The 24,466-nt window shown below is 61.5% G+C and carries 31 protein-coding genes; 12 read left to right on the top strand and 19 right to left on the bottom strand.

The features are described 5' to 3' along the window. Positions 1 to 300 precede the first annotated feature (300 nt). From NKJ89_RS12380 to NKJ89_RS12370, 3 genes are read left to right on the top strand one after another with little or no spacing between them, the layout of a single operon-like run. Positions 301 to 1,215, top strand: a complete 915-nt coding sequence (locus NKJ89_RS12380) for an RNA methyltransferase (RefSeq protein ID WP_352602691.1) — start codon at positions 301 to 303, stop codon at positions 1,213 to 1,215. Next, complete coding sequence (gene murI / locus NKJ89_RS12375; protein ID WP_352602689.1) at positions 1,208 to 1,996, top strand: glutamate racemase; 789 nt, start codon at positions 1,208 to 1,210, stop codon at positions 1,994 to 1,996. The genes NKJ89_RS12380 and murI overlap by 8 nt, the downstream gene beginning before the upstream one ends. A gap of 60 nt (positions 1,997 to 2,056) precedes the next feature. Then, positions 2,057 to 2,245 carry a DUF3008 family protein gene (locus NKJ89_RS12370; RefSeq protein ID WP_023759541.1) on the top strand — a complete coding sequence of 63 codons (189 nt, stop codon included), beginning with the start codon at positions 2,057 to 2,059 and terminating at the stop codon, positions 2,243 to 2,245. Positions 2,246 to 2,377: 132 nt separating this feature from the next. On the opposite strand, the gene NKJ89_RS12365 is transcribed toward NKJ89_RS12370, so the two are convergent. Further along, positions 2,378 to 2,587 (bottom strand): hypothetical protein, encoded by a 210-nt coding sequence (locus tag NKJ89_RS12365; protein ID WP_352602687.1) that lies wholly within the window; start codon positions 2,585 to 2,587, stop codon positions 2,378 to 2,380. 376 nt (positions 2,588 to 2,963) lie between these two features. On the opposite strand from NKJ89_RS12365, the gene rpsD reads away from it, so the two are divergent. The 4 genes from rpsD to NKJ89_RS12345 all read left to right on the top strand — a co-directional run bounded on the left by rpsD (position 2,964) and on the right by NKJ89_RS12345 (position 5,946). Then, entirely contained in the window at positions 2,964 to 3,581 is a 618-nt protein-coding gene (gene rpsD / locus NKJ89_RS12360; RefSeq protein WP_023759539.1) for a 30S ribosomal protein S4, read from the top strand. A 169-nt stretch (positions 3,582 to 3,750) separates the two neighbouring features. Beyond that, a complete protein-coding gene (gene ttcA / locus NKJ89_RS12355; protein ID WP_352602685.1) occupies positions 3,751 to 4,638 on the top strand; it encodes a tRNA 2-thiocytidine(32) synthetase TtcA in 888 nt (295 codons plus the stop codon). Further along, complete coding sequence (locus tag NKJ89_RS12350) at positions 4,628 to 5,455, top strand: inositol monophosphatase family protein (protein WP_352602683.1); 828 nt, start codon at positions 4,628 to 4,630, stop codon at positions 5,453 to 5,455. The genes ttcA and NKJ89_RS12350 overlap by 11 nt, the downstream gene beginning before the upstream one ends. 83 nt (positions 5,456 to 5,538) lie before the next feature. Beyond that, complete coding sequence (locus NKJ89_RS12345; protein WP_352602681.1) at positions 5,539 to 5,946, top strand: UCP034077 family protein; 408 nt, start codon at positions 5,539 to 5,541, stop codon at positions 5,944 to 5,946. Here NKJ89_RS12345 and NKJ89_RS12340 read toward each other — a convergent pair. The 6 genes from NKJ89_RS12340 to NKJ89_RS12315 all read right to left on the bottom strand — a co-directional run bounded on the left by NKJ89_RS12340 (position 5,943) and on the right by NKJ89_RS12315 (position 12,604). Beyond that, positions 5,943 to 7,211 carry a multidrug effflux MFS transporter gene (locus NKJ89_RS12340; RefSeq protein WP_352602679.1) on the bottom strand — a complete coding sequence of 423 codons (1,269 nt, stop codon included), beginning with the start codon at positions 7,209 to 7,211 and terminating at the stop codon, positions 5,943 to 5,945. The two genes, NKJ89_RS12345 and NKJ89_RS12340, sit on opposite strands and share 4 nt — an antisense overlap. A gap of 153 nt (positions 7,212 to 7,364) precedes the next feature. Continuing rightward, positions 7,365 to 7,700, bottom strand: a complete 336-nt coding sequence (gene grxD / locus NKJ89_RS12335) for a Grx4 family monothiol glutaredoxin (protein WP_013532137.1) — start codon at positions 7,698 to 7,700, stop codon at positions 7,365 to 7,367. Positions 7,701 to 7,875: 175 nt separating this feature from the next. Next, positions 7,876 to 8,109 carry a BolA/IbaG family iron-sulfur metabolism protein gene (locus tag NKJ89_RS12330; RefSeq protein ID WP_023759532.1) on the bottom strand — a complete coding sequence of 78 codons (234 nt, stop codon included), beginning with the start codon at positions 8,107 to 8,109 and terminating at the stop codon, positions 7,876 to 7,878. Positions 8,110 to 8,166: 57 nt separating this feature from the next. Beyond that, entirely contained in the window at positions 8,167 to 8,775 is a 609-nt protein-coding gene (locus tag NKJ89_RS12325) for a hypothetical protein (protein ID WP_352602677.1), read from the bottom strand. A 57-nt stretch (positions 8,776 to 8,832) separates the two neighbouring features. Further along, positions 8,833 to 11,064: a phosphoribosylformylglycinamidine synthase subunit PurL gene (gene purL, locus NKJ89_RS12320; protein WP_352602675.1), complete on the bottom strand. Its 2,232-nt coding sequence runs from the start codon at positions 11,062 to 11,064 to the stop codon at positions 8,833 to 8,835. A gap of 121 nt (positions 11,065 to 11,185) precedes the next feature. Then, positions 11,186 to 12,604, bottom strand: a complete 1,419-nt coding sequence (locus NKJ89_RS12315) for an aminotransferase-like domain-containing protein (RefSeq protein ID WP_352602673.1) — start codon at positions 12,602 to 12,604, stop codon at positions 11,186 to 11,188. Between the two features lie 94 nt (positions 12,605 to 12,698). On the opposite strand from NKJ89_RS12315, the gene NKJ89_RS12310 reads away from it, so the two are divergent. Then, on the top strand, positions 12,699 to 12,950 hold the full coding sequence (locus NKJ89_RS12310) for a DUF1127 domain-containing protein (protein ID WP_352602671.1): 252 nt from the start codon (positions 12,699 to 12,701) through the stop codon (positions 12,948 to 12,950). 66 nt (positions 12,951 to 13,016) lie between these two features. Here the strand turns inward: NKJ89_RS12310 and NKJ89_RS12305 are convergent, their stop codons facing one another. From NKJ89_RS12305 to purC, 7 genes are all read right to left on the bottom strand, one after another. Continuing rightward, positions 13,017 to 13,658, bottom strand: coding sequence for a Pr6Pr family membrane protein (locus tag NKJ89_RS12305; protein ID WP_352602669.1), 642 nt, complete (start codon positions 13,656 to 13,658; stop codon positions 13,017 to 13,019). A gap of 3 nt (positions 13,659 to 13,661) precedes the next feature. Further along, positions 13,662 to 14,069, bottom strand: coding sequence for a hypothetical protein (locus NKJ89_RS12300; protein ID WP_352602665.1), 408 nt, complete (start codon positions 14,067 to 14,069; stop codon positions 13,662 to 13,664). Then, positions 14,066 to 14,731, bottom strand: a complete 666-nt coding sequence (locus NKJ89_RS12295; protein WP_352602663.1) for a glutathione S-transferase family protein — start codon at positions 14,729 to 14,731, stop codon at positions 14,066 to 14,068. Before NKJ89_RS12295 ends, NKJ89_RS12300 begins: the two co-directional genes overlap by 4 nt. Before the next feature lie 87 nt (positions 14,732 to 14,818). Then, positions 14,819 to 15,487 carry a phosphoribosylformylglycinamidine synthase subunit PurQ gene (purQ, locus tag NKJ89_RS12290; protein ID WP_023759523.1) on the bottom strand — a complete coding sequence of 223 codons (669 nt, stop codon included), beginning with the start codon at positions 15,485 to 15,487 and terminating at the stop codon, positions 14,819 to 14,821. Beyond that, positions 15,484 to 15,738 (bottom strand): hypothetical protein, encoded by a 255-nt coding sequence (locus NKJ89_RS12285; RefSeq protein ID WP_352602661.1) that lies wholly within the window; start codon positions 15,736 to 15,738, stop codon positions 15,484 to 15,486. The genes purQ and NKJ89_RS12285 overlap by 4 nt, the downstream gene beginning before the upstream one ends. 18 nt (positions 15,739 to 15,756) lie before the next feature. Then, positions 15,757 to 15,999, bottom strand: a complete 243-nt coding sequence (gene purS / locus NKJ89_RS12280) for a phosphoribosylformylglycinamidine synthase subunit PurS (RefSeq protein WP_023759521.1) — start codon at positions 15,997 to 15,999, stop codon at positions 15,757 to 15,759. A 44-nt stretch (positions 16,000 to 16,043) separates the two neighbouring features. Next, positions 16,044 to 16,838, bottom strand: coding sequence for a phosphoribosylaminoimidazolesuccinocarboxamide synthase (gene purC / locus NKJ89_RS12275; protein WP_023759520.1), 795 nt, complete (start codon positions 16,836 to 16,838; stop codon positions 16,044 to 16,046). A gap of 276 nt (positions 16,839 to 17,114) precedes the next feature. Between purC and NKJ89_RS12270 the strand changes: the two genes are divergently transcribed. After that, a complete protein-coding gene (locus tag NKJ89_RS12270) occupies positions 17,115 to 17,435 on the top strand; it encodes a DUF1476 domain-containing protein (protein ID WP_023759518.1) in 321 nt (106 codons plus the stop codon). 170 nt (positions 17,436 to 17,605) lie between these two features. Next, the gene (locus NKJ89_RS12265; protein WP_023759517.1) at positions 17,606 to 18,379 is read left to right on the top strand and encodes an HpcH/HpaI aldolase family protein; all 774 of its coding nucleotides are present in this window, start codon (positions 17,606 to 17,608) and stop codon (positions 18,377 to 18,379) included. Positions 18,380 to 18,434: 55 nt separating this feature from the next. Here the strand turns inward: NKJ89_RS12265 and NKJ89_RS12260 are convergent, their stop codons facing one another. After that, positions 18,435 to 19,724 (bottom strand): acyltransferase family protein, encoded by a 1,290-nt coding sequence (locus NKJ89_RS12260; protein ID WP_352602659.1) that lies wholly within the window; start codon positions 19,722 to 19,724, stop codon positions 18,435 to 18,437. Between the two features lie 57 nt (positions 19,725 to 19,781). Beyond that, positions 19,782 to 20,330: an RBBP9/YdeN family alpha/beta hydrolase gene (locus tag NKJ89_RS12255; protein ID WP_352602657.1), complete on the bottom strand. Its 549-nt coding sequence runs from the start codon at positions 20,328 to 20,330 to the stop codon at positions 19,782 to 19,784. Between the two features lie 252 nt (positions 20,331 to 20,582). Between NKJ89_RS12255 and NKJ89_RS12250 the strand changes: the two genes are divergently transcribed. After that, positions 20,583 to 21,395, top strand: coding sequence for a VOC family protein (locus NKJ89_RS12250; RefSeq protein ID WP_352602655.1), 813 nt, complete (start codon positions 20,583 to 20,585; stop codon positions 21,393 to 21,395). Positions 21,396 to 21,468: 73 nt separating this feature from the next. Here the strand turns inward: NKJ89_RS12250 and purB are convergent, their stop codons facing one another. Genes purB through NKJ89_RS12235 form a run of 3 tightly spaced genes read right to left on the bottom strand, consistent with a single transcriptional unit; the run spans position 21,469 to position 24,082 of the window. Beyond that, positions 21,469 to 22,776, bottom strand: a complete 1,308-nt coding sequence (gene purB, locus NKJ89_RS12245; protein WP_352602653.1) for an adenylosuccinate lyase — start codon at positions 22,774 to 22,776, stop codon at positions 21,469 to 21,471. A gap of 59 nt (positions 22,777 to 22,835) precedes the next feature. Beyond that, positions 22,836 to 23,300: a hypothetical protein gene (locus NKJ89_RS12240; protein WP_352602651.1), complete on the bottom strand. Its 465-nt coding sequence runs from the start codon at positions 23,298 to 23,300 to the stop codon at positions 22,836 to 22,838. Between the two features lie 56 nt (positions 23,301 to 23,356). Further along, positions 23,357 to 24,082, bottom strand: coding sequence for a DUF2259 domain-containing protein (locus NKJ89_RS12235; RefSeq protein WP_352602649.1), 726 nt, complete (start codon positions 24,080 to 24,082; stop codon positions 23,357 to 23,359). Positions 24,083 to 24,210: 128 nt separating this feature from the next. Here NKJ89_RS12235 and NKJ89_RS12230 point away from each other — a divergent pair, with 128 nt between their 5' ends. Continuing rightward, positions 24,211 to 24,465, top strand: coding sequence for a DUF2171 domain-containing protein (locus NKJ89_RS12230; protein WP_352602647.1), 255 nt, complete (start codon positions 24,211 to 24,213; stop codon positions 24,463 to 24,465). The last annotated feature ends 1 nt before the right edge of the window (position 24,466 follow it).

Below are 24,466 nucleotides of genomic sequence, written 5' to 3'. Positions count from 1 at the left end.
GGTTGGTGGGACAAGGCAGTAAATGAGATCGGATTTATTCCGTTATAAACACCGAGGAGCTAGTCTCGTCATTTTTTCATACGCCGTGCGACGACTGGCTTGCCCAGACACGTGTGGCGACTTTCGCGAGCCCGACGGTCGCGTGCATCAAGAGTGCGACCATCGGATTTCTTAACGCAACCAAGGGAAGCGGCAGGTACGCGCTACAGCAATTTCTCAGTCGGGCGACCGACCGCTCTTCAAAAAGCCGTATCGATATGGCAGGACGCGGAGACTTCGTAGCGCAATCATCTGGAACACATGGCAGGAACGGACTTTCAGCGCGGCCTCGTGACCACCGGCCCGGCGATCATCCTCGTCGAACCGCAGCTTGGCGAGAACATCGGCATGGTCGCGCGCGCCATGGCCAATTTCGGCTTGGTCGAGCTGCGCCTGGTCAACCCGCGTGACGGCTGGCCGAGCGAGAAGGCACGCGCGGCGGCCAGCCGCGCCGATCATGTCATAGACGCAGTCACCGTCTTCGGCGATCTGACCTCGGCGCTCGCCGATTTGAACTTCGTTTTTGCCACCACGGCCAGGCAGCGCGACGGCTTCAAAGCCGTGCGGGGTCCAGTGGAAGCGGGCAGGATGCTTCGGGCCCGTCACGCAATGGGGCAGCGAACCGGCATCCTGTTCGGACGCGAGCGCTTCGGCCTCTACAATGACGAGGTTGGCCTAGCCGACGAGATCGTCACTTTTCCGGTCGATCCCGATTTCTCCTCGCTCAACATCGCCCAGGCGGCGCTGCTGATGTCCTACGAATGGATGAAGTCCGGCCTTGAGGACGAGACCAAGACCAATTTTTCCGGCCCGGATATGAAGCCGGCAAGCAAGGAAGAACTGCACGGCCTGTTCGCCTATCTCGAAGGTGCCTTGGAAGCGCGCGGCTATTTCCGGCCGGCCCCGAAGAAGCCGAAGATGGTCGACAATCTGCGCGCCGTACTGACACGCCCCGGATTTGCCGAACCGGAGCTCAAGGTGCTGCGCGGCATCATCTCGTCGCTCGACCGATTTTCGCCGGCGATGCCGCGCGGCGATGGTTCCCCGGGCGACGATCCAAGGCGGTTGCCCGCGGCCGCCGCGCGCGCCCGCAAAGCGGAAGGCAATCGCCTTGCCGACACCGGCAAGGACGACGACGTACCGCCATTCGGCGGAAAGGGCACCGACAATGACTGAACGGCCGATCCTGATGTTCGATTCGGGCATCGGCGGGCTCACCGTGCTGCGCGAGGCGCGCGTGCTGATGCCCGATCGCCGCTTTGTGTATATCGCCGATGACGCCGCGTTCCCCTATGGCGCCTGGGAGGAACCGGCCCTCAACGCCCATATCCTTGGCCTGTTCGGCGCGCTGCTGGAAAAATTTCGGCCCGAGATTTCGGTCATCCCCTGCAACACCGCGTCGACGCTGGTGATCGATGCGCTGCGCGCGAAATTCCCGGGCCATCCCTTTGTCGGCACGGTGCCGGCGATCAAGCCGGCGGCGGAGCGCACGCGCTCCGGGCTGGTCTCGGTGCTGGCGACGCCCGGCACGGTCAAGCGTCAATACACGCGCGACCTGATCGGCAAATGGGCGCAGAAATGCCATGTGCGGCTCGTCGGCTCGGACCGGCTCGCCCCGCTGGCCGAGATTTACATGCGCGAGGGGTTCGTCGACGAGGAGATCGTGCGTCAGGAGATCGCACCATGCTTTGTCGAGAAGGACGGCGCCCGCACCGACATCGTCGTGCTCGGCTGCACGCACTATCCGTTCCTGGCCAACCGCATGCGCAAGACCGCACCCTGGCCGGTCGACTGGATCGACCCGGCCGAAGCGATCGCCCGCCGCGCCATGTCGCTGCTTGCACCGGTCGACGGACCGCTGCCGGTGGGTGAGCCCGACATTGCAGTCTTCACCTCCGGCAAGGTGGACTTCGCTACCAGCCGGCTCATGCAGGGCTTTGGCCTGACGGTCGCCTGATATCCGGAACATTGGCTGGCTTGTCGCGTTTTCTCTCAGGCAATGAAGGGAGAATCAGCCATGCCAGCCACCTCGAAAGCCCAGCAGAAAGCCGCTGGCGCCGCCTTGTCGGCCAAGCGCGGCGAGATGAAGAAGGGCGAACTCAAGGGCGCTTCCAAGGGAATGTACGAATCGATGAGCGAGAAGCAACTTGAGGAATTCGCCGAGACGAAGCGCAAAAGCCTGCCGGAGAAGAAATCGAAACATTAGGGATCAGGGCATCCGCGTTTCGCCATCGATAACAAGCTCGTCCATAAGAACATGAGCTGGAATGAAAAAGCCCGCGGCCAAGACCGCGGGCTTTGAAACGATATGTCGGCCGCCTGAGACCGAACCGGGAGCCTACCAGCGCGCCCAGCAGCGCTTGACTTTGTAACGGATGACCCTCTTGTGGCCGTGCCGCCAGACAATCTTCTTCTTGACCACGATGCGGCAGACCTCGTGCTGCCGGTGGCCACTCCAGTGCCGCGCCATTGCCGGCTCCGGCGTCATGACCGCCATGGATCCCGCCAACACCGCGGCTCCCGTCAGGGTAAGGAAGAACTTCTTCATGCGAATTGTGGCTCCTTTGCTCAAGTCCCTTCCTAATGCCGTTGGCGCAACCTCCCGCCACGTCCGGCACCGCACTCAACCCAGAGACGCTATATCGCCGCCAAACCCAAGGCCAGCAGCAAGCTTGACACCGGTTAAATCTCCGTTTAATCAGCGCGCCAACACCGGGCCGCAACGCCCGGTGGTTTTCTTTATGTGCGCAAGATGCGTGGAAACTCAATTCTGCTATCTTGTTTGAACTGACGTGTCCCGTGGGTTTTCCGCCGCGTTGCGTGGGAAAACCCTGTCAGGTCTCGAAAACGGAGGCCAGAGGAGGGCGCGTTTCCTTCACCCGGACCATGAGGTTCCGGGTGTGTTGTTTTGAAAAGGGAATGCGATGAGCAAGCGCGAATCCGCGAAGTACAAGATCGACCGCCGTCTTGGCGAAAACATCTGGGGCCGCCCGAAGTCCCCGGTCAACAAGCGTGAATACGGCCCCGGCCAGCATGGCCAGCGCCGCAAGGGCAAGCTTTCCGATTTCGGCCTGCAACTGCGCGCCAAGCAGAAGCTGAAGGGTCACTATGGCGACGTTTCGGAAAAGCAGTTCCGCAAGGTCTATGAAGAGGCGGACCGCCGCAAGGGCGACACCTCGGAGAACCTGATCGGCCTGCTCGAGTCGCGTCTCGACGCGGTCGTCTACCGCGCCAAGTTCGTGCCGACCATTTTCGCCGCCCGTCAGTTCGTCAACCATGGCCACGTCAACGTCAACGGCAAGCGCGTCAACATCGGCTCGTACCGCTGCAAGCCGGGCGACGTCGTCGAAGTCCGCGAAAAGTCGAAGCAGTTGGTTATCGTTTTGGAAGCGGTCGGTCTCGCCGAGCGCGACGTGCCGGACTACATCGAAGCCGATCACAACAAGATGGTCGCGACCTTCTCGCGCATCCCCGGCCTGGCGGACGTTCCATTCGCCGTGCAGATGGAACCGAACCTGGTCGTCGAATTCTATTCGCGCTAAGCGACGAATTCCATTCGCGCTGAGCGAACGCGTTTTGCGATACCAAGCAAAGGCCGCCCGTCGAGGCGGCCTTTTCTTTGTCTGCCTTTTCTTTGTCGGCCATCTCCGCTAATCCCGGGCGCAACGAAGTGCCGAACCGTCGTTGCTCCCGGATTTTGGAACTGACGCCATGAACATGCTGCCGGACGCCGAATCGCTCGAACCAGCCAGCGAAATCGAAGGCGGCTTTCATCCGCTGTTTGCCGATGTGCCGTCGTCGGTCGAGTTCAACAAATTGCGCAAACGGCTGCTGCGGCTGACCCGACAGGCGATCGAGGATTTCTCGATGGTGAAGCCCGGCCAGCGCTGGCTGGTCGCGCTGTCGGGCGGCAAGGATTCCTACGGTCTGCTCGCCGTGCTGCTCGACCTCAAATGGCGTGGACTGCTGCCGGTCGAATTGCTGGCCTGCAATCTCGATCAGGGCCAGCCGAATTTCCCCAAACACATCCTGCCGGATTATCTCGACAGATACGGCATTGCGCACCGGATCGAATATCAGGACACCTATTCCGTCGTCACCGACAAGCTGCCTCAGGGCAGCACCTATTGCTCGCTGTGTTCGCGTCTCAGGCGCGGCCATCTCTACCGCATTGCGCGCGAAGAGGAGTGCTCGGCGCTGGTGCTCGGCCACCATCGCGAGGACATTCTCGAGACATTCTTCATGAACCTGTTCCATGGCGGCCGTCTCGCCGCCATGCCGCCAAAGCTGCTCAACGACGACGGCGACGTCATGGTGCTGCGGCCGCTGAGCTATTGCGCCGAGGGCGACCTCGAAAAATTCGCTGCCGCGATGCGATTCCCGATCATTCCCTGCGATCTCTGCGGCAGCCAGGAAGGTCTCCAGCGCAACGCCATGAAGGCCATGCTCGAGGACCTGGAAAAGCGCATGCCCGGCCGCAAGGACACGATGCTGCGCGCGCTGTCGAACAGCAGGCCATCGCATTTGCTCGACAGAAAGCTGTTCGATTTCGCGGCGCTCAATGAGACCGTCGGCACAAGGCAAGCCGATGACATTTGACGATACTGCGATCGACTGGCTCGCTGGCCTTCTATCCGACGCCGCGAAAGCCGAAATCATGCCTCGCTTTCGCCGGCTGGGCGAGGGCGACATCCGCCAGAAGACCTCTGCCGCCGACCTGGTGACGGAAGCCGACGTCGATGCCGAGCGGCTCATCACCGCGCGGCTGCGCGAGCGTTATCCCCAGGCGATGGTCGTCGGCGAGGAGGCCTGTTCCGACAATCCGGCACTGCTTGATGGCCTGGTTGATGCCGATCTGGCGTTCGTCATCGACCCGGTGGATGGCACTTTCAACTTCGCCTCCGGCGTGCCCTTGTTCGGCGTCATGCTGGCTGTCGTGGTCAAGGGCGAGACCGTTGCCGGCATCATCCACGATCCCGTCGGCAAGGACTGGCTGATCGGTGCCAAAGGCGCCGGCAGCCATATCCGGCATGCGCATGGCAGCATCGACAAGGTCCATGTCGCGGCACCCGCGCCGATCTCGGAAATGACAGGCTCGGTCTCCTGGCAGTATATGTCCGAGCCCGAGCGGTCGCGGCTGGCGCGCAACCAGACGAAGATCCTGTCGCAATTCGCCTATCGCTGCGCGGCGCACGAATACCGCCTGCTGGCCAGCGGCCATGCCCACTTCGTCGTCTATAACAAGCTGATGCCGTGGGACCATCTGGCCGGTGTGCTGATCCATGCCGAAGCCGGTGGTCATGCCGCGCGCTTCGACGGCAGCGCCTATCTGCCCTCGCATCTCGGCGGCGGCCTGCTTGTCGCGCCCGATCTGGAAAGCTGGCAGGAATTGCGCCGCGAACTCTGGGCGCAATAGGATCAATCCTGCGGCCAGTGTCCGAACCGGCGGTGTCCGGCTGAAGGAGCGGTGCAATCTCACGCAAATCCGGAGGCTCTCGAATGAAACCTCGGTTCGCAATTGTCGCGGCGGCACTTGCCGCCGCCTTGTTTGCCAGCTCCAACGAAGCAAGATCGCAAGAGCGCACCTGTCGCAGTCCCGATCCCGTCGACACGATAAAAGAGATGTCCGACGCAATCTATGCCTGTTGGAAGCCGCCGCCCGGAACCGCCGGCATGTCCCTGACGCTGCGGTTCTCGCTTCGTCGCAACGGCACACTGATTGGCAAGCCTCGCGCCACCTATTCCGATCTGGGGACCGATGCCCAGCTCAGCCGGGCCTTCGTGGCTTCAATCCTCAGGGCACTCGACGACGCCCTGCCATTGCCCTTTTCGGACAGCATGGGCGAAGCCATCGCGGGGCGTATGCTTGCCCCTCGCTTCACGGCAGCCCTTGAGGGGGCGTCCTAATGCAAGTCGGTGATGTGCCCAGAGACGGGCGGGTTCTGCGGCTGGAACATCTTGCCGCGCTCGGCGATGAAAATCATCAGCAGCGCTGCCACCGAGACGCTGCAGAAGCCGGCGGCCAGCGGGGTCACCGTGCCGTTGAACGCCTGGCCGATCAGCGTGCCGAGAATGCCGCCCAAAAAAGTCTGCATGAAACCCAGGATGGATGACGCCGTGCCCGCCAGTTGGCCGAGCGGCTCCATGGCCAGCGCGTTGAAATTCGCGCCGAGGGCGCCGAACGGTAGCATGGCGCAGGCAAAGAAGGTGATGAACAGCCAGAGCGGCATCTTCATTTCCAGCGAAATGACCAGCCAAGCAAGGCTGATGACCAGGAACAACAGCAGCGCGCTCTGCGACAGGCGGCGCATGCCGATACGGCCGACAAGGCGCGAGTTCAGGAAGTTGGAGAAAGCAAGCACGCCCGCAACCCCGGCGAAGATGACCGGGAACATCTCGCCGACATTGAATATGTCGACATAGATCTGCTGCGCCGAAGCGATGAAGCCGAACATGGCGCCGAAAATGAAGGTGCTGGCGAAGGCATAGCAGATTGCAACGCGGTTGGTGAGCACGATGCGAAACCCGCCGACAATGGAGTTGACGGTCATCAGCCGGCGATGTTCGGGATGCAATGTTTCGGGCAGGCGCAGCAGCGACCAGGCCGAGACAATGAGCGCACCGACGGCCATGGTGACGAAGATCCAGTGCCATGTCGCTAACAGCATGATGAACTGGCCGATGCCGGGGGCAATGACCGGTATCGCCATGAACACCATGAAGATGAGCGACATCACTTCGGCCATGCGTCGGCCATCGAACGTATCGCGCACGATCGAGACGGCGATGACGCGCGTCGCGGCAGCACCAATGCCTTGCACGGCCCGGCACAAGAGCAATGTTTCAAAACTCGGTGCAACGGCGGCCGCCGCAGCCGCGGCAACATAGACCACCAGCCCAGCGACCAGCGGCGCGCGACGGCCGAAGCGATCCGAGATCGGCCCGAAGAACAGCTGGCCGCCACCGAAGCCCAGAATATAGGCGGTGATCACATATTGCCGGTGGTTTTCGTTCTCGACGCCAAGCGAGGCGCCGATCTGCTGCAGTGCGGGCAGCATGATGTCGATGGCCAGCGAGTTCAGCGCCATCAGCGCGGCGCACAGCGCGATGAATTCCCAGCGAGGAATGGGCAGTTTGCTTGCCGGTTGCGGCGCTGACTTTTGCTGATCCACGGCAAGTCCGATCGTTCAAACGAAAATGCGCCGGCGGGCCGGCGCATTGGCTCGTCTTGGTCCTGAGTTCAGGACATGAAAATTGCCGAGGGTGCCCTGGCGTTTCATGCATGTGTGCGGCGGTTAGGCGGCCGACATGCACGAAAACAAGAGTCAGGCGGCGCCTTTGACGCTGACACCCTTTTCGACAAGGAATGTCTGAAGTTCGCCCGCCTGGAACATCTCACGCACGATATCGCAGCCGCCCACGAATTCGCCCTTGACGTAAAGCTGCGGGATCGTCGGCCAGTTGGAATATTCCTTGATGCCTTGGCGCAGTTCGGCGGAGTCCAGAACATTCACGCCTTTGTAGTCCGCGCCGATATAGTCAAGAATCTGGACGACCTGGCCGGAAAACCCGCATTGAGGGAAACCTGGCGTGCCCTTCATGAAAAGGACGACGTCGTTGCCCTTCACTTCGTTGTCGATGTAGTCGTTGATGCCGCTCATTGAATATCCTTTCCCGCCTGTGGGAGTCAGGCTCGAAACATTTCCATTCAAATAAACCCAACGATTGCTCGAAACAAGACTTTAGCCGTGCCGTGGCTGAAATGGCGCAAAGGATGGGCTGTGTTGGGCCAAGCAGTTTCCTCGATACTGTGGTTGCGATTGTTTTCGTCTGCGGTCAGTCGGGAACGCTGGTCTGCAGCGCCAGCGCGTGCAGCACGCCGCCCATATTGCCCTTCAGCGCGTCGTAGACCATCTGGTGCTGCTGCACGCGGGTTTTTCCCCGAAAACTCTCGGCCACCACCTCGGCCGCATAATGGTCGCCGTCGCCGGCGAGATCGCGAATCGTCACCTTGGCGTCCGGAATGCCGTCCTTGATCAGTTTTTCGATGTCGCGGGCATCCATTGCCATGGCAGAATCCTGTTTCGAGCGGCCGGTAGCCGGCCATTAGATGAGAGTCGGGCGAGACTAAAGCCTTTCCGGTCCGGATTGAAGCCGTTCTGTCCCATCAAGGGCAAGACGATCCGGGAACATCAGGGAAGAGTTAGGCCCGTGGGCTTGCTTCATCCTCGGCGACGTCCTCACGTGTCGAAAAAGCACGGCCAAGGCTGAAAGCCGCACATAGAGGGGAATGTTGATAATCAGGCTGATTATGGGGAGATAACTCGTCATCTGCCAGGCTGGCGAGAAGAACGGTTGACCATAACCGTCGCAGACGAGCGAAGAGCCGTACTCCCACAGCGCCCCTATGACCACGGCGCAAGCGAAAAGCTTGATGCAGGTGACGATATGTCTTGCCCGTTTCGGATCCGGGAAAAGGCGGCCCCAAAGCACCAGGCAGACGATCGGAATCGCGTAGATGAGGTTCTGCGCGATGAGCATCGGGATGGCGCCGTTGGCCGCGGCAAGAAACTGCGCGCGCGTTTCCAGCCGGGCGCAAACCTCGCTTGAGGTCGTCGACAGCAGGAAGAAGACGAACGGCCCGAGGAACCAGAAGAAGAACAGCGACGGCCAGAAGACGACTGCAAGCAGCGCCCGGGCAGCCAGTTTCTGTGGTTGAGCATGATCTCTGGACAAATTCGGTTTTCCGTTTGTCCGCGAAAACGGTTTCCACTTTTCGGGATCATGCTCCGGTCAACTGGCCTGACCCATGAAGCGCGGGAACCAGCCCTCGTGCGCCCCGGTCAGTTCGCTGACCGGGATTGCCCGCGCCTCACCAAGCTTCAGCGCGCTGCCGCCGGTAGAGCCGATCCACGGCGCGAAGATGCCGAGTTCGCCCTGCTGCTTGCGGATGGCGTCCCATTCATCGCCGTGCGGGTCGATCGACAGCGTCAGCAGATAACGGCCCTGATCCTCGCCGAACCACACCGGAATGGGATCGGTGCCGACAAGCCCGGGAACGGTCGCGCCCATGCCGGAGGCCATCGCCATTTCGGCCAAAGCCACCGCGATACCGCCATCGGACACGTCATGGGCCGCCGTGACGATGCCGGATGCGATCAGAGCGCGCACATGGTCACCGACGCGTTTTTCATGGTCTAGATCGACCGGCGGGGGCGGGCCATCGGTGCGGCCGTGGATGTCCCTGAAATAGACCGACTGGCCGAGATGTGTTCCCCAGGAGTCCGGCGCGCCGACCAGCAGGATCATCTGGCCTTGCGCGGCAAAGCCGGTCCGCACCATCTTCGACCAGTCGGCGATCAGACCGACGCCGCCGATTGTCGGCGTCGGCAAAATGCCCTGGCCGTTGGTTTCGTTGTAGAGCGAGACATTGCCGGAGACGATCGGGAAGCCGAGTGCGCGGCAGGCCTCGCCGATGCCTTTCACCGCGCCGACCAGCTGGCCCATGATCTCGGGCCGCTCCGGGTTGCCGAAATTGAGATTGTCGGTGGCAGCCAGCGGCAGGGCGCCGGTGGCGGTCAAATTGCGCCAGCATTCGGCCACCGCCTGCTTGCCGCCCTCATAAGGGTCGGCCTCGCAATAGCGCGGCGTCACGTCCGACGAAAAAGCGAGCGCCTTGGTGGGATGGCCATCGACGCGCACCACACCGGCATCGCCGCCGGGAAGCTGCAGCGAATTGCCCTGGATCAGCGTGTCGTATTGCTCCCAGACCCAACGGCGCGAGGAAAGATCCGGTCCGCCAAGCAGCTTCAACAGCGCATCGGCCACATCGGCTTGCGGCACGTCATCGGCGGCCAGCGGCGCCGGCTTCTTCGGCTCGATCCACGGCCGGTCATATTCCGGTGCTTTGTCGCCGAGATCCTTGATCGGCAGGTCGGCGACCTGATCCCCTTGGTGCAGCACGCGAAAACGCAGATCGTCGGTGGTCCTGCCGACGATGGCGAAGTCGAGCCCCCATTTGTGGAAGATCGCCTCGGCTTCCTGTTCCTTTTCGGGGCGCAGCACCATCAGCATGCGCTCCTGGCTTTCCGAAAGCATCATTTCATAGGCGCTCATGCGCTCTTCACGCACCGGCACCTTGTCGAGATCGAGCTCGATGCCGAGGTCGCCTTTGGCGCCCATCTCGACCGCCGAGCAGGTCAGACCGGCGGCACCCATGTCCTGGATGGCGATCACGGCGCCCGAGGCCATCAGTTCGAGGCAAGCCTCCAGCAGGCACTTTTCGGTGAAGGGATCGCCGACCTGCACGGTCGGGCGCTTCTCGTCGATCTTGTCGTCGAATTCAGCCGAAGCCATGGTGGCGCCGCCGACGCCGTCGCGGCCGGTCTTGGCGCCGAGATAGACGACAGGCAGGCCGACGCCCTTTGCTTCCGACAGGAAGATCGCATCCGTCTTGGCAATGCCTGCCGCAAAAGCGTTGACCAGGATGTTGCCGTTGTAGCGGGCATCGAAATTGACCTCGCCGCCGACCGTCGGCACGCCGAAGGCGTTGCCATAGCCGCCGACCCCGGAAACCACGCCCGAAACGAGATGCCTGGTCTTGGGGTGGTCAGGCGCGCCGAAGCGCAGTGCATTCATCGCAGCGATCGGCCTCGCGCCCATGGTGAAGACGTCGCGCAATATCCCGCCGACGCCGGTCGCCGCACCCTGATAGGGCTCGATGTAGGACGGGTGGTTGTGGCTCTCCATCTTGAAGACGACGCAGTCGCCGTCGCCGATGTCGACCACGCCGGCATTCTCGCCTGGGCCCTGGATGACCTGCGGGCCCGTGGTCGGCAGCGTGCGCAGCCACTTCTTCGACGATTTGTACGAACAATGCTCATTCCACATCGCCGAGAAGATGCCGAGTTCGGTGAAGCTCGGTTCGCGCCCGACAAGATCGAGAATGCGCTGATACTCGTCGGGCTTCAGCCCGTGCGCGGCGATAAGATCAGGGGTGATCGGCACGGAATTGGAAATGGTCATGGGCAGCGATTTTTATCCGGGGCGCGTTGGGATTTTGAGTCCCGTCTTATCGCAAGCTTTAAGGCCGATACACCCATGGTTCGACGAAAAACGACGGAAAACCGGACAAAACCACAGGGTGTCAGGAGAAGCTGTCGTAGCCGGCACGGCCTTCATCGAGAAGTCGCCGGATCACCGCGACTCCCTCGGCGATGTCCTTGCGCTGCCGTGGCTGCGAAATGCCGAAGCGGACGCCGTGGAAAACCTGCTCGGAACGGCCGGCCTTGAACTCGTCCTCGTCGTCGATCAGCACGCCATGTTCGAGGCAGGCGTTCTTGAAGGTGCCGGAAAGCCAGGGATCGGGTAGGGTCATCCAGACAAAAGGCACCCTGTCGTGTGCCTTGAACGCGAAGCCGGCCAAAGTCTCTCGCACGATCGCGATGCGGGCGCGGATTTCGCCGATGCTGCGCTTGCGTATCTCATCCGCCTGGCCAGACAGCACGAGCCTTGTATTCACCTCGGCCAGCAGGAAAGGCATGCCGCCGGTCATCATCTTGTGGGCGACGCGGATACGATGGCGATAGGCAGGCGGGCAGGAAAGCCAGCCGCCGCGCACGCCGGCCGCGACCGACTTGGACAGGCCACCCGCCACGATGGTGCGCTCAGGGGCATATTCGGCCAGCAACGGTGTCGGGTCGTCGGTCAAATTGCCGTAGAGATCGTCCTCGACGAGGATGACATTGTATTCGCGCGCGACACGCGCAATTGCCTCGCGGCGCGCCGCCGACAAGGTCGCCAGCGTCGGATTCTGCGCCGTCGGCATCAGGAAGATCATCCTGGGATGCTTTTGCGCGCAGACGCGCTCGAAATCCTGGGGGTCGATACCTTCGTCGTCCGATGCCACCAGTGCGGTGCGTCGGCCGATCAGGCCGGCGCTGCGGGAAATCTGCGAGTAGGTGAGGTGCTCGAAGGCGACATAGTCGCCAGGGGTGGTGAGCGCCGCGATCGCCGCCATTACCGCGGCGTGGGTGCCGAGCGTGGGGACGATAGTCTCGGCATTAGGTCTGAACGAATTGCGCGATAGCCAGCGTGCGCCGGCTTCGTACCAGCGGTCGGGGAAATCCCTAGTATAGCTTGAAATCTCATGCGGGTGGTCCTGCGTCGTGCGCGACAGGATGTCGGCGATATCAGCACCCTGGCCGATGTCTGGCGCTGCCGTGCTGTCGAAACGCAATTTGCCGCGCGGTGCATCGATATGGCGAGTGCCTTCGCCACTGCTGACCGGCGCCGGCAGGTTCGGTTTTGCGCCGTCGGCGCGCTGACCGAGTACATAGGTTCCACGCCCGACTTCGCCGCTCACCAGCCCGCGCTCGCGCAGCAATTGATAGGCCCGGCCGACCGTGCCGACCGTGGTGCCGATGTCGTAGGCGAGGTCGCGTTGCGGCGGCAGCTTTGCTCCGGCTTCGATCACACCCCGATCGATATCCGTTTCGATTGAATCCGCCAGGCGCTGATACAGCGGGCCGGAGCCGGCAGTGAGATCTGGAAGCCAATTTGTCATGGTGACAATTTTCTATATTGCGCCGAATTGTGAGTCAATACATATCGGAATTGCGCAAAAAAGGGATGCAATTTGGAATTCGGGTAGATAGAAAATGAGCACAATCGCTACAATCCGCTCTTCGAGAGTCGAACTATCAGGTCAATCGGCACGCCCATCGAGCCAAAGTGGCTTTGTCACCCGTCTGGTGCGCTTGGCCAGGTCGCTGGCGAGATGGATCGGCCATCTGCTGGAGCGTCGGCGCAGCAGGCTGGCGCTTCTGGAAATGACTGATGACCAACTCAAGGATATCGGGGTCTCGCGCTGCGATGCCCACCGCGAGGGTATCAGGCCCTTCTGGGACTGAAAGCCAAGGCATTTTGCAGCCAAGCGGAATCGCTTGCGTCGCAAAGGTCCCACATGCACGGCCGCTCTAGCGGACGCTCAATAGCCGGGTGCGCGCAATGTTATGGTCCGCAAGGACGGCAACCACGCACAGCACGAGAAAAAGTCCGGTGATGGCGGCCGCCGAGATGGCAACGCTGGCCGGGCCGTTCCTGGCGACGTCCAGGAACGGGTAGGGCACCTCGCCTGCAAACGGCGCCCGCATCAGCGCATAGATCAGATAGGCGACGGGATAGAGCACCCACCAGGAGATGTCGCTCCAACGCGTCCGACCGTCGGCGCCTGATGTCAGCCACCACAACACGAACAGCACCGGCGTCACATAGTGCAGAAGGACGTCGCAGAGCAGGAACAGTCCCTGCGGCTGCCAGAGCTGTGCCAGCACCGCGGCGTAGATGATGAAGACCAACGCGATTGAAACGGCAACGCCGGCCCGTATGCGTGTTCCGGCAAAGGCCGGCAACCACGCATAGCCGGCGGGCGACAGCAGCGACGCATACACCAGCACCGCGCCGATGTTGGTCAGGATGGTGAAGAAGCTGAAAACGAAAACGATGGAGCCGAGCAGGCTGCGGCCTGCCTCCATCGACGCCGGAATGCTGATGCAGAACTGCAGGACGAGCCCGGCCAGGCCGATGGCCAGCCCCGTCATCTGCAGAAAGCGGCCCATGGGCTAGGCGGTCGCGGCGCAGGCCGGATTGCCGGCTTGCCAGCGGGCGATGTCCGATCCGATACGGGCACCGAGCGGATTGTTCATCAGCGGCCCGAACACATCGACGCGGCTTGAATTGCCTTGCGCCTGGACCACCAGCAACGGTTTGCCGCCATAGTGTTTGGCCGGCACCAGCAGGAAACGCGGCGTGCCGCTGAACGAATTCAGTTCATTGGCCATCTGATATTGTTTGAAGGCTGGGTCCTTGCTGGCGATCCAGCATTTATGGGCCGATATCGCCACCTGTTCCATGGCCAGCAGCGCTGCACTCTTGCCCGAGGGCACAGGCGTGCTCTTCGGGGTCGATTGGCAGGATGTGAGAGCGAAAGCCGCCGCGGCAACCAGCGCGATCGCCTTGCTCCTGGTCAAGCGGCACCCATCTCAAGCTCGGACAGAAATATCTTCTGGCCGTCGGTCATCTCGCCCCACACCCGCGACAATGCCGGGTGCTGCGAGGCGATCTGCTCATAGGCGTCGAATTTCGGGTAGGCGTCGAGCAGGTCGCGGCGGCCTGTCATGGCGCGGAAATTGTTGAAGATGAACCGCGTCGGCGTCAGCCAGGCATCGGCGAAACTGATATCGTCACCGAGCGCGAAGGGCCCGTGCGCCATGCGCTCCTCGATCGCTGCCAGCCCGTGGTGCAGCCGGATGAACTGGGCGTCGATCTCGGCACTGTTTCGCTTCGGCATGGAATGAAGCTCGAAAAGCTTCATCATCGGGGTCAGCACATCGAGATCGGTGATGCGGGCGAACATGCGCACCAGCGCGCGGTCCTTGGAATCGGGCGGCAGCAGTGCCGGTTCCGGAAATCGCTCTTCGAGATACTCGGCGATGACCACCGATTCGACGATCGTTTCGCCTGAGCCGGTGATCAGCACCGGAATCCGGTTCATCGGCGAGATGGCGCGAAATCCTTCCGGGATGGGAAAGCCGGGCGGTGGCGCGATGATCTTGAGCGGCACGTCCTTGATGTAGGCCAGCGCCCGCACGATCGACGAGTAGGGCGACAACGGCCGCGAATAGAGTTTCATGACCGTTTTTCTCCCCCATGAACTGGACTTGCCTCGACAAAGAGACAGGAATGTCCGGATGTTTTCAAGACGCTTGCCTCGAAGAGGTCAGGCGGCGATGCCAAGCGCACTTTCGAACAGTCCCCGGCCGTCGGTACCGCCATGGGCTGCTTCGATCAGGTTTTCCGGGTGCGGCATCAGGCCGAGCACATTGCCGCGGTCGTTGATGATGCCGGCAATGTCGTTGATCGAGCCGTTGGGATTGGTGCCGTCCGCATAGCGGAACACCACCTGGCCTTCGCCTTCGAGACGGGCGAGTGTGTCGGCGTCGGCGAAATAATTGCCGTCATGATGCGCAACCGGCGTGCGGATGATCTGGCCTGGCTGGTAGCGGCGGGTGAACATCGTGTTGGCATTGGTGATCTCAAGCTTCACTTGCCGGCAGACGAATTTCAGCGATGTGTTGCGCATCAAGGCGCCCGGCAGCAGGCCGGCCTCGACCAGGATCTGGAAACCGTTGCAAACGCCGATGACTGTCACGCCCGCGGCTGCCTTTTCGGCCACCGCCCGCATGACCGGCATGCGCGCCGCGATCGCGCCGCAGCGCAGATAATCGCCGAAGGAGAAGCCGCCCGGAATGGCGATCAGGTCGACATCGGGGATTTCGGTGTCGGTCTGCCAGACAGTGATCGGCGGCTTTCCCGAAATCTTGGTCAGCGCCGCGATCATGTCACGGTCGCGGTTGAGGCCAGGCAGAAGGACGACAGCTGATTTCATTTCGGTTCGAAAGGCCTTTGGTTTTCGGCGAGTTCGCGTAAGTCGAGGCGTCGTTCTATGCGTTCGAGGCGCTCGTCCTGACGGGCGAGAATGCCATAAATGTTATGGATATCGCTTTGCGTCGCCACCATGTGACCCCGCATCACATTCAATTCCCGCTTCGTCTCGGAACCATCCTGACGAAGTTCACCAATTTCATGATGCACGCGCTTAAGAAGCTCGTACATCAGCTCATTCGTGACTTCCGGCATAGTGCCTCCGGCGCAACCTCAGGTAATCGCTACACTATAATTCTCAATCACCGTGTTCGCCAGCAGCTTATCGCACATCGCCTTGAGGTCCGCCTCGGCTTTGGCCTTGTCGCTTTCCGCCAGCTCGACGTCGAACACCTTGCCCTGCCGCACCGCGCCGACGCCGCCAAAACCCAGGCCCGACAGGGCGTGTTCGATCGCCTTGCCTTGCGGGTCAAGCACGCCGTTCTTGAGTGTGACGGTAATGCGGGCCTTGATCACGCTGGACATGCTCCTGTTCTGACTATCGGGTTGCAAGCCGCTATTCAGTGCGGCTTGCCTTTGAGGCCGTCGGTCGAGGCGACAAGCACCGGGCCGGTGGGGCGCGGCGGCTCGTTCTCGTTCATGATGCCGAGGCGGCGGGCAACTTCCTGGTAGGCTTCGACGAGGCCGCCCATGTCGCGGCGGAAACGATCCTTGTCGAGCTTGTCATGCGTCGCCACGTCCCACAGGCGGCAGGAATCCGGCGAAATCTCGTCGGCGACGACAATGCGCATCATGTCGCCCTCGAACAGACGGCCGCATTCGATCTTGAAATCGACGAGCTGGATGCCGACGCCCATGAACAGGCCGGAGAGGAAGTCGTTGACGCGGATGGCCAGCGCCATGACGTCGTCGATCTCCTGCGGGCTCGCCCAGCCGAACGCGGTGATGTGCTCTTCCGACACCATCGGATCGTCGAGCGCGTCGGCCTTGTAATAGAATTCGATGATCGAGCGCGGCAGAACGGTGCCTTCATCGATACCGAGGCGCTTGGACAGCGAACCGGCGGCGACGTTGCGCACGACCACCTCGAGCGGGATGATCTCGACCTCCTTGATCAGCTGCTCGCGCATGTTGAGCCGGCGGATGAAGTGGGTCGGGATGCCCATGCGGTTGAGGTGGTTGAAGATGTGCTCCGAAATACGGTTGTTGAGCACGCCCTTGCCGTCGACGACTTCATGTTTCTTCTTGTTGAACGCGGTGGCGTCGTCCTTGAAGAACTGGATGAGCGTACCCGGCTCGGGTCCCTCATAGAGGATCTTGGCCTTGCCTTCATAAATGCGGCGGCGATTTTTCATCTGATTTTTTCTCTGGGGTTCCGGACAGGCGGCAATTGGCCATTTCCTGTCCGTCTGCCTGAAATAGTGCGGCTTACGGTAGGGTTCAATGCCGGGTCTATCCCAATCACATCGTTTGCTCAATCGGCAAATCCTTCCAATCAACCGCTTTCGGGACCGAAATGCCGCAGCGCAGCATGCGACGAAGCGTATTGACCGGCCCGCGACCTTTTGGTTTGTGCTTTGGCAACACACATATCCACCGCCAACGAATCGAATTTGACCCGGAGGGACGCCATGAGCAGCATGAAAGACCGCGAAGAGGGCTTCGAGCGCAAATTTGCTTTCGACGAGGAGCTTCGGTTCAAGGCCTCGGCGCGCCGCAACAAGGCGCTCGGCCTGTGGGCCGCCGAAAAGCTTGGAAAGTCCGGCACCGACGCCGACGCTTATGCCAGGGAAGTGGTTGTTTCCGATATCGAGGAAGCCGGCGATCACGACGTGTTCCGCAAGATCCGCAAGGATTTCGATGCGGCCGGCGTAGACCAGTCGGACCATCAGATCCGCCGCACCATGGACGAGTTGATGGCGCAGGCGATCGAAGAGATCAAGAACACCTGATCCGGCCGAAGCAGGTTCCGCAAAAGTGGCCAACGGCTTTGCGACAGAGAACCTGCGACAGACCAAAGAATGACTGGACCAATCGACCGCCCGGCCCACCCGGGCGGTTTTTCTTTGCCTTTGCCGCGGTTTCCGGCTGAAACTGCTGTCGTTAACAAGGAAGCGATTAGATGTCCCTGAAGTCCCGTCTTGCAGCCGATGAAACGCTGTTCACCGCATGGTCCGGCGTGCCGGATGCCCTGACCGTCGAAATCGTCGCCAAGCAGGGCTTTGATGCCGTCACGCTCGACATGCAGCATGGCGGCCATCACGAGGATAGCGTGCTGCGTGGGCTGGTGCCGGTGCTCGCTGCCGGAAAGCCGGCGCTGGTGCGCATTCCGGTCGGACGTTTCGACATGGCGAGCCGTGCGCTCGATTTTGGCGCCGAGGCGGTCATTGCGCCGATGGTGAATTCGGTGGCTGACGCCAAACTGTTCGCCGCCGCCATGAAATACCCGCCGGTCGGCGAGCGTTCCTGGGGCCCGACCTACGCCTTTCCACGCCACGGCAAGGGCGACCAGGCCGAATGGCTGCGCGACACCAACCAGCGCGTGCTGGCCTTCGCCATGGTCGAAACGCGCGCCGCCCTCGATGCGCTCGATGGCATTCTCGACACGCCTGGCATCGACGGCATCTTCCTCGGCCCATCGGATTTCTCGATCGCCTGGAGCAATGGCGCCACGGTCGATTCCACACTGGAAAGCATGATGGAGACAGTGGCGTCGGTCGCCGAGCGCACCCGCAAGGCCGGCAAATATGCGGCGATCTATGTTGTCGACCCGACAATTGCCGGTCGTGTCGTATCGATGGGCTACCGGCTGCTGGCCATGGGATCGGAACACGCGCTGATCGGACTCGGTGCAAAAGCCCTGATCAACAGCGTCAGGGATTCGATCGGGTCCTGAACCCGAACGGACCAATTGTCGCTACAAGCCCAATTGTCGCTGCAGCATCGTGTCGTCAGGCCCGCGCTGCCGCGGTCATCGCCGCGGCCGGTGTGTTGCGTCTGAATTTGTTGAACAGGTCGCCGAGTGCACGGACCCACCAATTGTTGAAGGCCATCAGCGGCAATGCCGCGAGGATCGAACCCAGTATAGCGGCGGCGGCGCCGAGCGCGGCGGAGCCGCTGGCCAGCAGGACCCATGACCCGAGCGAGCAGATGAGGGGTACATGCACGAGATAGAGTGGAAAGGACAGATCGCCCAGGAAACGTGCCGCCTTGCCCGAAGACCATGACGGCGGCTCATCCGTACTCAGCACGGCATAGACCAACATGATGCTGGCTGGAATGACCACGCAGGATTGCCGCAGGCCTACATCATCGGACACCATAGCCTCAAGCAGTGCAAAGGGCCGATATATGCCTACCGCATCCCCCGCATAACCCAGCAGCGCCAGGGAAATCATCGCCATGGCGCCTCTCACCCAGGGATTCGGACGAAATCCCATGGCGAGAAGCGGATAGAGCAGGAGGCTGGCCGGAAAGGCACAAAGGAAGTAGCTGACTTGTACCGCCAGGAATGCGCCTGTCGCTATGCAAAACCAGGATACCAGCGTCCCGCGGCCATGGAAGAAAAAGACGATCGGGGCGAGTGCGAAGGTCAGCATGCTGCCCCAGAACTCGACCGTCATGGTCCACAGGCTGCTGTCATAATATTTGTCGCCGTAAATGAACGTCCGCCAGGCCCCTTGCAGGAACGCGTCGGAGAAACTCGCTGTCTCCCGCGACAGCACCTTTGGAGCATTGCCGAATCTGCCGAGCCACTCAGATTGGGTGACCGCCGCCGCATCCTCGAAGAAATACAGGTCGAGCTTGAAGAGGACACAGGACAAGAGAACCACGACAAGCACGGGTCCAGCCAGACGAGGCAAACGTTTTATGGCACCCAGCCACAGGTCTTGCGCCTCGCGGGTCTGAAAATAACGCTTCACAAGCACATAGGAAGAGAGCACGAAAAACAAGTAGACGGCGGAGCCGCCATTGAAGGCGATGAAAGCCGGACTTGTCTTGAGCGATTGCGCCGCCTTGTCTCCCTCTCCTATCGCCAACGGCGCAAAAGCACGCAAACAGTGCCCATTCAGAACAATGAGTGCCGCGACACCTCTCAACAATTCGAGTGAAGCATCCTTGCGCAAGTATGGCCTTTTTTCTTGGAAAATTGCCCGTTTAGCGCACGAGAATAATCTTCCAGGTGAACAGAGCGTGCCGTCACCGAAGATCTTACCCGTGTGCATTAAATTATTGTTCACACAAGCACACCTGGGCCTATCCGGGCGAGTCCGTGCGGAAGCTTTGACAGCGACGTATTACAGGTCCGTCAGGAATTTGGCGAAGGTCATCGAGCCTTCGGGCCAGGGACCAAAGCCCGAATCCGCGTTGAGGTGACCGGTCGGGCCGGCATCGACGAACAGCGAACCCCACGCTCCGGCAATGTCCTCGGCGACATCGAAGGCGCAGAACGGATCGTTGCGGCTGGCGATCACGATGGACGGAAAGGGCAGCGGCTCGCGCGGGTAGGGGCCGAAGGTCATCAGGTGCCTCGGCCTGATCTCGGGATTGGCGACATCGGGCGGCGCCACGAAGAAGGCCCCGGCAACCGGCTTGCGGAACTGCGGGATGGCTTGCACGGCCGTGGCCACGCCGAGCGAGTGCGCGACCAGCACGACCGGCTTCTCGGCTTCGTTGACCGCCTTGGCTACGCTGGCTGTCCAGTCGTCGCGCACCGGCTTCGACCACTCGGCCTGCTCGACCCTGCGCGCCGTCGACAGCTTCGATTGCCAGCGGCTCTGCCAATGGTCGGGCCCGGAATTGGTGTAGCCCGGCACGATGAGAATATCTGCTTCCTTGACCTTCATGGCGCCTGAAATAGCGAGCCAAGTCGCTTCGTGCAACGGGTCATGAACAGGGCTCTTGATCACAATAGTGAACAGGATGTTCGCTTCTTCGCGTCTTGTGTGAACGATACCGATGGACGAAAGGTGGCCAGGAAAAGAAACAGCCGTGTGCGGAAGCCCTCACTTTTGGAACTGACACGACGTATGATGATTGGCGGTGCGGGGCTTCTTGCCTTGGGAGCTTCACCGCAGGCCGGTCGATCGGAGCATTTGATGAGTGAACTGCCCTTTGCCGCCACCACGCCGGTCAGCGTTGCCCGAGTTGGCTTGAAAGCGCGCGACGCTGAAAGTCTCGCGGCCTACTATCGCAGCGTCGTCGGCCTGCAGGAATTGAGCCGTGCTGAAGGCGCGATCACTCTGGGCGCAGCCAACCGTCCGTTGCTGGTCATCGAGGCCGATGCTTCTGCCAAGCCGGATGATCCGCGCAGCGCCGGCCTGTTCCACACGGCCTTCCTGCTGCCCAGCCGCGCCGATCTCGGCCGCTGGATCAACCATGCCATCGCCGACAAGATCGCTATCGAGGGTGCCTCCGACCATCTGGTCAGCGAAGCGCTGTATCTGACCGACCCCGAAGGCAACGGCATCGAGATCTATGCCGACCGCCGTCCGCAGGACTGGAAGTGGAATGGCGACAAGATTGCCATGGCGACAGAGCGATTGAACATTCCGTCGGTCGTTGCCGAAGTGCCGACGGGTGACGCCGGCTGGCAGGGAGCGCCGGAAAACAGCATTATCGGCCATGTCCACCTGCGGGTCGGCCGACCGGAAGACGCCGAGGCCTGGTGGAACCAGGAGTTCGGCTTCGACACGGTGGCCAAATATGGCGGCCAGGCGGTGTTCCTGTCGTCCGGCGGCTACCACCACCACATCGGCGCCAACGCCTGGCGGAGTTCGGGCGCCGGTCGCCGCGATCCAAGCAGGTCCGGTCTGGCTTGGGTCGAAATGCGTTCAGACAATGTGACCAGCCCGATTACCCGCGAAGATCCGTGGGGTACGGTGATCAGGACTGTTCCCGGCAAGGCCTGACCGGCCTCGGAAACATCAAACAAAAAAGAGGTCCGCCGGCTGGCCAGCGGACCTCTTTTATTTCGGACGCGTCTCAGGCTTCGCCGAACACCCGTTTGAAAATAGTGTCGACGTGCTTGGTGTGATAGCCTAGGTCGAATTTCTCGCGGATTTCAGCTTCCGGCAGCGCTGCGGTCACTTCCTTGTCGGCAAGCAGTTCTTCAAGAAAATCAGCGCCTTGCTCCCACACTTTCATGGCGTTGCGCTGCACCAGCCGGTAGGAGTCTTCTCGCGACAGGCCGGCCTGCGTCAGTGCCAGCATGACGCGTTGCGAATGCACGAGACCGCGGAACTTGTTCATATTCTTCAGCATGTTGTCGGGATAGACAAGCAGCTTGTCGACGACGCTGGTCAGCCGTGACAGCGCGAAATCGAGCGTCACCGTGGCGTCCGGCCCGATCATGCGCTCGACCGACGAGTGCGAAATATCGCGCTCGTGCCAGAGCGCCACATTCTCCATTGCTGGCAGCGCCATGGAGCGCACCATGCGGGCAAGGCCGGTGAGGTTTTCCGTCAGCACCGGGTTGCGCTTGTGCGGCATTGCCGAGGAGCCTTTCTGGCCCGGCGAAAAATACTCTTCCGCTTCCAGCACTTCGGTGCGCTGCAGATGCCGTATCTCGATCGACAGCCGCTCAATCGATGAGGCGATGACACCTAGCGTGGCGAAGAACATGGCGTGGCGGTCGCGCGGGATCACTTGCGTCGAGACCGGCTCGGGCTTCAGGCCGAGCTTTGCCGCCACATGTTCCTCGACATAGGGGTCGATGTTGGCGAAGGTGCCGACCGCGCCCGAAATCGCGCAGGTGGCAATGTCTTCGCGCGCATGCACCAGGCGCTCGCGGCAGCGCGAGAATTCGGCATAGGCCTGCGCCAGCTTGACGCCAAAGGTGGTCGGCTCGGCATGGATGCCGTGGCTGCGGCCGATGGTGACGGTGTCCTTGTGCTCGAACGCACGGCGCTTGAGCGCTGCGAGCAGGCCATCGATGTCGGCGAGCAGGATGTCGCTGGCGCGGGAAAGCTGCACGGCAAAGCAGGTGTCGAGCACGTCCGACGAGGTCATTCCCTGGTGGATGAAACGGGCGTCCGGCCCGACGAATTCGGCAAGATGGGTCAGGAAGGCGATGACGTCGTGCTTGGTGACGCGCTCGATCTCGTCGATCGCCTCGACATCGAATTTTGCAGCACTGCCCTTTTCCCAGATGGTTTTGGCCGCTTCCCTGGGGATGACGCCGAGTTCGGCCAGCGCATCGCACGCATAGGCTTCGATTTCGAACCAGATGCGAAACCGGGTTTCGGGCGACCAGATGGCGACCATTTCCGGCCGGGAATAGCGAGGGATCATCGGTCAGTCCTGACGTATCGAGAGGTTTGCCCGCGTCCTAACAGAGGCGAGCAAAATGCTCAACGCTGCTGGCGCGCAAACCAGACGCTCGCGGCAAACACGGCCACGAAACCAAGCGGAAAATAAAGCCGGATGCCCAGCACCACGAACTGGTAGAGCGCAATCAAGGTCGTGAAGACGAACTGGAGGGCCCAGGTGTGGGTGAACGCAGGTGCATGCCACTCGGCATAGTAGGAGCGGTACTGCAGGGCAAACAACCCAGAGGTCAGGCCGACCGTTGCTGCGGCAAGGCACACGAAGGCTGCTGCGAAGGCGACTTCCCAGCGCCTGCCCTGCGAGACCAGCTTCGCGGCAAACAGGCCGATCGGAAAGGCCAGCGCAGCTCCCACAGCAAACAGGAGGGTGACAATGCGGATTTTCGCCGGGGTCTCCCAGTTGTCCAAGAACAAGTTGACGAGCGCGCTGGCACCCATCGTCACCGCCCACAACAAGGCGCCGAAAAACGCGATGCGAAGTTCCGGCATCGCGTGGCGAAGGCGATTCAGGGCGCGATTGCGCCTGGCAGTTTGAACAGGGGATGTCACAGGCGGCCGGTCACCGCGATCCAGCGAAAGTCCGGCCCCTCGAAGCCGTATTGGCGCACCGCGATCAGCACCGCATAGGCGCTGAGACTGTCCATTGAAAAGGTTTGCACGGCGCCAATGCGATAGCCGTTCGGGCAGCCCCGGCTTTTCGGTGCCGCCTTGTCCTCGTGCAGCAGCTTGGTGGTGCCACCATCCTGTGCCTCGATACGCAGCAAGCGAAAACCGTTGATCTCGCCCTGGCTCTGGCAGCCTTCGGTGTTGTTCATGCCCAGCTCATCGAGGCGGAACTCGAGCGGCTGATCGACCGGGGAGAAGATCGGGCGCGGGTTGACCGCCATCCGGTGCGGATCGGCTGAAAGTTCGGTCACCGGGTTGAAACCCGCTGTCATGCCGCGGTTGGCGCTCAGCTCGGCCTGACTGACGATGGCTTCACCTTTTTGCCGGGCCTGAAGGGGCGCCGCGTCGAGCTTGGCATTCTCGTCCTCAAGCCGCACCCGGATCGGCGTGCCCTTGAGAAAGCTGTCGGTGCTGGTGTCGATGTAGTAGCGGTTGGCATAGGGAAAGCCCGATCCATCCTGCACGCCGTATTCCTCGAAAGCGAAGACACTGCCGTCCTTGGCGAAGCCGAGGATTTCAAGTTCAGCGACATCGCCGGCACGTGCGGCGATCGAGGTCGCAAACTGTGCAAGCAGGGCAACTGCAAACAGAAATAGCATTCGCATGGGTCTTCACCCCCGTGATCGTTTCAATCCCCTAGCACGACGAAATCAAAACGTCGTGCGGTGCGAAAGCCGATGCATCCAATCGGCCCCTCATTTGTTAATGTCGGCAGTCCCAATGGAGAACCACCATGACCGACACCAGCAAAATTCGTGAACATATGGAAGTCGTCGGCGCCGATGGCGTGCATGTCGGCACCGTCGACAAGGTCGACGGCCAGCGCATCAAGCTGACCAAGGCCGATAGCGGTCAGGGCACTCACAAGGGCCATCACCATTATGTTCCCGTGAGCCTGATTGCCGAGGTCGACGGCAACAAGGTGTGGCTGTCCGCGAATTCCGATGTCGCGGTGACCTTCGAGGAAGAAAAGTCCGATCGAGTATGAT

It is taken from the genome of Mesorhizobium sp. M0047, assembly GCF_040323315.1.
GTDB lineage: Bacteria > Pseudomonadota > Alphaproteobacteria > Rhizobiales > Rhizobiaceae > Mesorhizobium.
Note: the sequence above shows the minus strand (reverse complement) of the source record. Positions and strands in the feature narration are given on the sequence as shown.

Excerpts from the sequence above, each read along its gene's own strand:
- NKJ89_RS12250 (WP_352602655.1), top strand. The coding sequence starts at position 20,583 with ATGAGTGAACTGCCCTTTGCCGCCACCACGCCGGTCAGCGTTGCCCGA.
- NKJ89_RS12380 (WP_352602691.1), top strand. The coding sequence starts at position 301 with ATGGCAGGAACGGACTTTCAGCGCGGCCTCGTGACCACCGGCCCGGCG.
- NKJ89_RS12350 (WP_352602683.1), top strand. The coding sequence starts at position 4,628 with ATGACATTTGACGATACTGCGATCGACTGGCTCGCTGGCCTTCTATCC.
- grxD (WP_013532137.1), bottom strand. The coding sequence starts at position 7,700 with ATGAGCGGCATCAACGACTACATCGACAACGAAGTGAAGGGCAACGAC.
- purL (WP_352602675.1), bottom strand. The coding sequence starts at position 11,064 with ATGACCATTTCCAATTCCGTGCCGATCACCCCTGATCTTATCGCCGCG.
- ttcA (WP_352602685.1), top strand. The coding sequence starts at position 3,751 with ATGAACATGCTGCCGGACGCCGAATCGCTCGAACCAGCCAGCGAAATC.
- purQ (WP_023759523.1), bottom strand. The coding sequence starts at position 15,487 with ATGAAATCAGCTGTCGTCCTTCTGCCTGGCCTCAACCGCGACCGTGAC.
- NKJ89_RS12285 (WP_352602661.1), bottom strand. The coding sequence starts at position 15,738 with ATGCCGGAAGTCACGAATGAGCTGATGTACGAGCTTCTTAAGCGCGTG.
- NKJ89_RS12295 (WP_352602663.1), bottom strand. The coding sequence starts at position 14,731 with ATGAAACTCTATTCGCGGCCGTTGTCGCCCTACTCGTCGATCGTGCGG.
- NKJ89_RS12310 (WP_352602671.1), top strand. The coding sequence starts at position 12,699 with ATGAGCACAATCGCTACAATCCGCTCTTCGAGAGTCGAACTATCAGGT.
- NKJ89_RS12265 (WP_023759517.1), top strand. The coding sequence starts at position 17,606 with ATGTCCCTGAAGTCCCGTCTTGCAGCCGATGAAACGCTGTTCACCGCA.
- purC (WP_023759520.1), bottom strand. The coding sequence starts at position 16,838 with ATGAAAAATCGCCGCCGCATTTATGAAGGCAAGGCCAAGATCCTCTAT.
- NKJ89_RS12365 (WP_352602687.1), bottom strand. The coding sequence starts at position 2,587 with ATGAAGAAGTTCTTCCTTACCCTGACGGGAGCCGCGGTGTTGGCGGGA.
- murI (WP_352602689.1), top strand. The coding sequence starts at position 1,208 with ATGACTGAACGGCCGATCCTGATGTTCGATTCGGGCATCGGCGGGCTC.
- NKJ89_RS12235 (WP_352602649.1), bottom strand. The coding sequence starts at position 24,082 with ATGCGAATGCTATTTCTGTTTGCAGTTGCCCTGCTTGCACAGTTTGCG.
- NKJ89_RS12230 (WP_352602647.1), top strand. The coding sequence starts at position 24,211 with ATGACCGACACCAGCAAAATTCGTGAACATATGGAAGTCGTCGGCGCC.
- NKJ89_RS12305 (WP_352602669.1), bottom strand. The coding sequence starts at position 13,658 with ATGGGCCGCTTTCTGCAGATGACGGGGCTGGCCATCGGCCTGGCCGGG.
- NKJ89_RS12370 (WP_023759541.1), top strand. The coding sequence starts at position 2,057 with ATGCCAGCCACCTCGAAAGCCCAGCAGAAAGCCGCTGGCGCCGCCTTG.
- NKJ89_RS12330 (WP_023759532.1), bottom strand. The coding sequence starts at position 8,109 with ATGGCAATGGATGCCCGCGACATCGAAAAACTGATCAAGGACGGCATT.
- NKJ89_RS12270 (WP_023759518.1), top strand. The coding sequence starts at position 17,115 with ATGAGCAGCATGAAAGACCGCGAAGAGGGCTTCGAGCGCAAATTTGCT.
- NKJ89_RS12255 (WP_352602657.1), bottom strand. The coding sequence starts at position 20,330 with ATGAAGGTCAAGGAAGCAGATATTCTCATCGTGCCGGGCTACACCAAT.
- rpsD (WP_023759539.1), top strand. The coding sequence starts at position 2,964 with ATGAGCAAGCGCGAATCCGCGAAGTACAAGATCGACCGCCGTCTTGGC.
- NKJ89_RS12345 (WP_352602681.1), top strand. The coding sequence starts at position 5,539 with ATGAAACCTCGGTTCGCAATTGTCGCGGCGGCACTTGCCGCCGCCTTG.
- NKJ89_RS12240 (WP_352602651.1), bottom strand. The coding sequence starts at position 23,300 with ATGCCGGAACTTCGCATCGCGTTTTTCGGCGCCTTGTTGTGGGCGGTG.
- NKJ89_RS12315 (WP_352602673.1), bottom strand. The coding sequence starts at position 12,604 with ATGACAAATTGGCTTCCAGATCTCACTGCCGGCTCCGGCCCGCTGTAT.
- purB (WP_352602653.1), bottom strand. The coding sequence starts at position 22,776 with ATGATCCCTCGCTATTCCCGGCCGGAAATGGTCGCCATCTGGTCGCCC.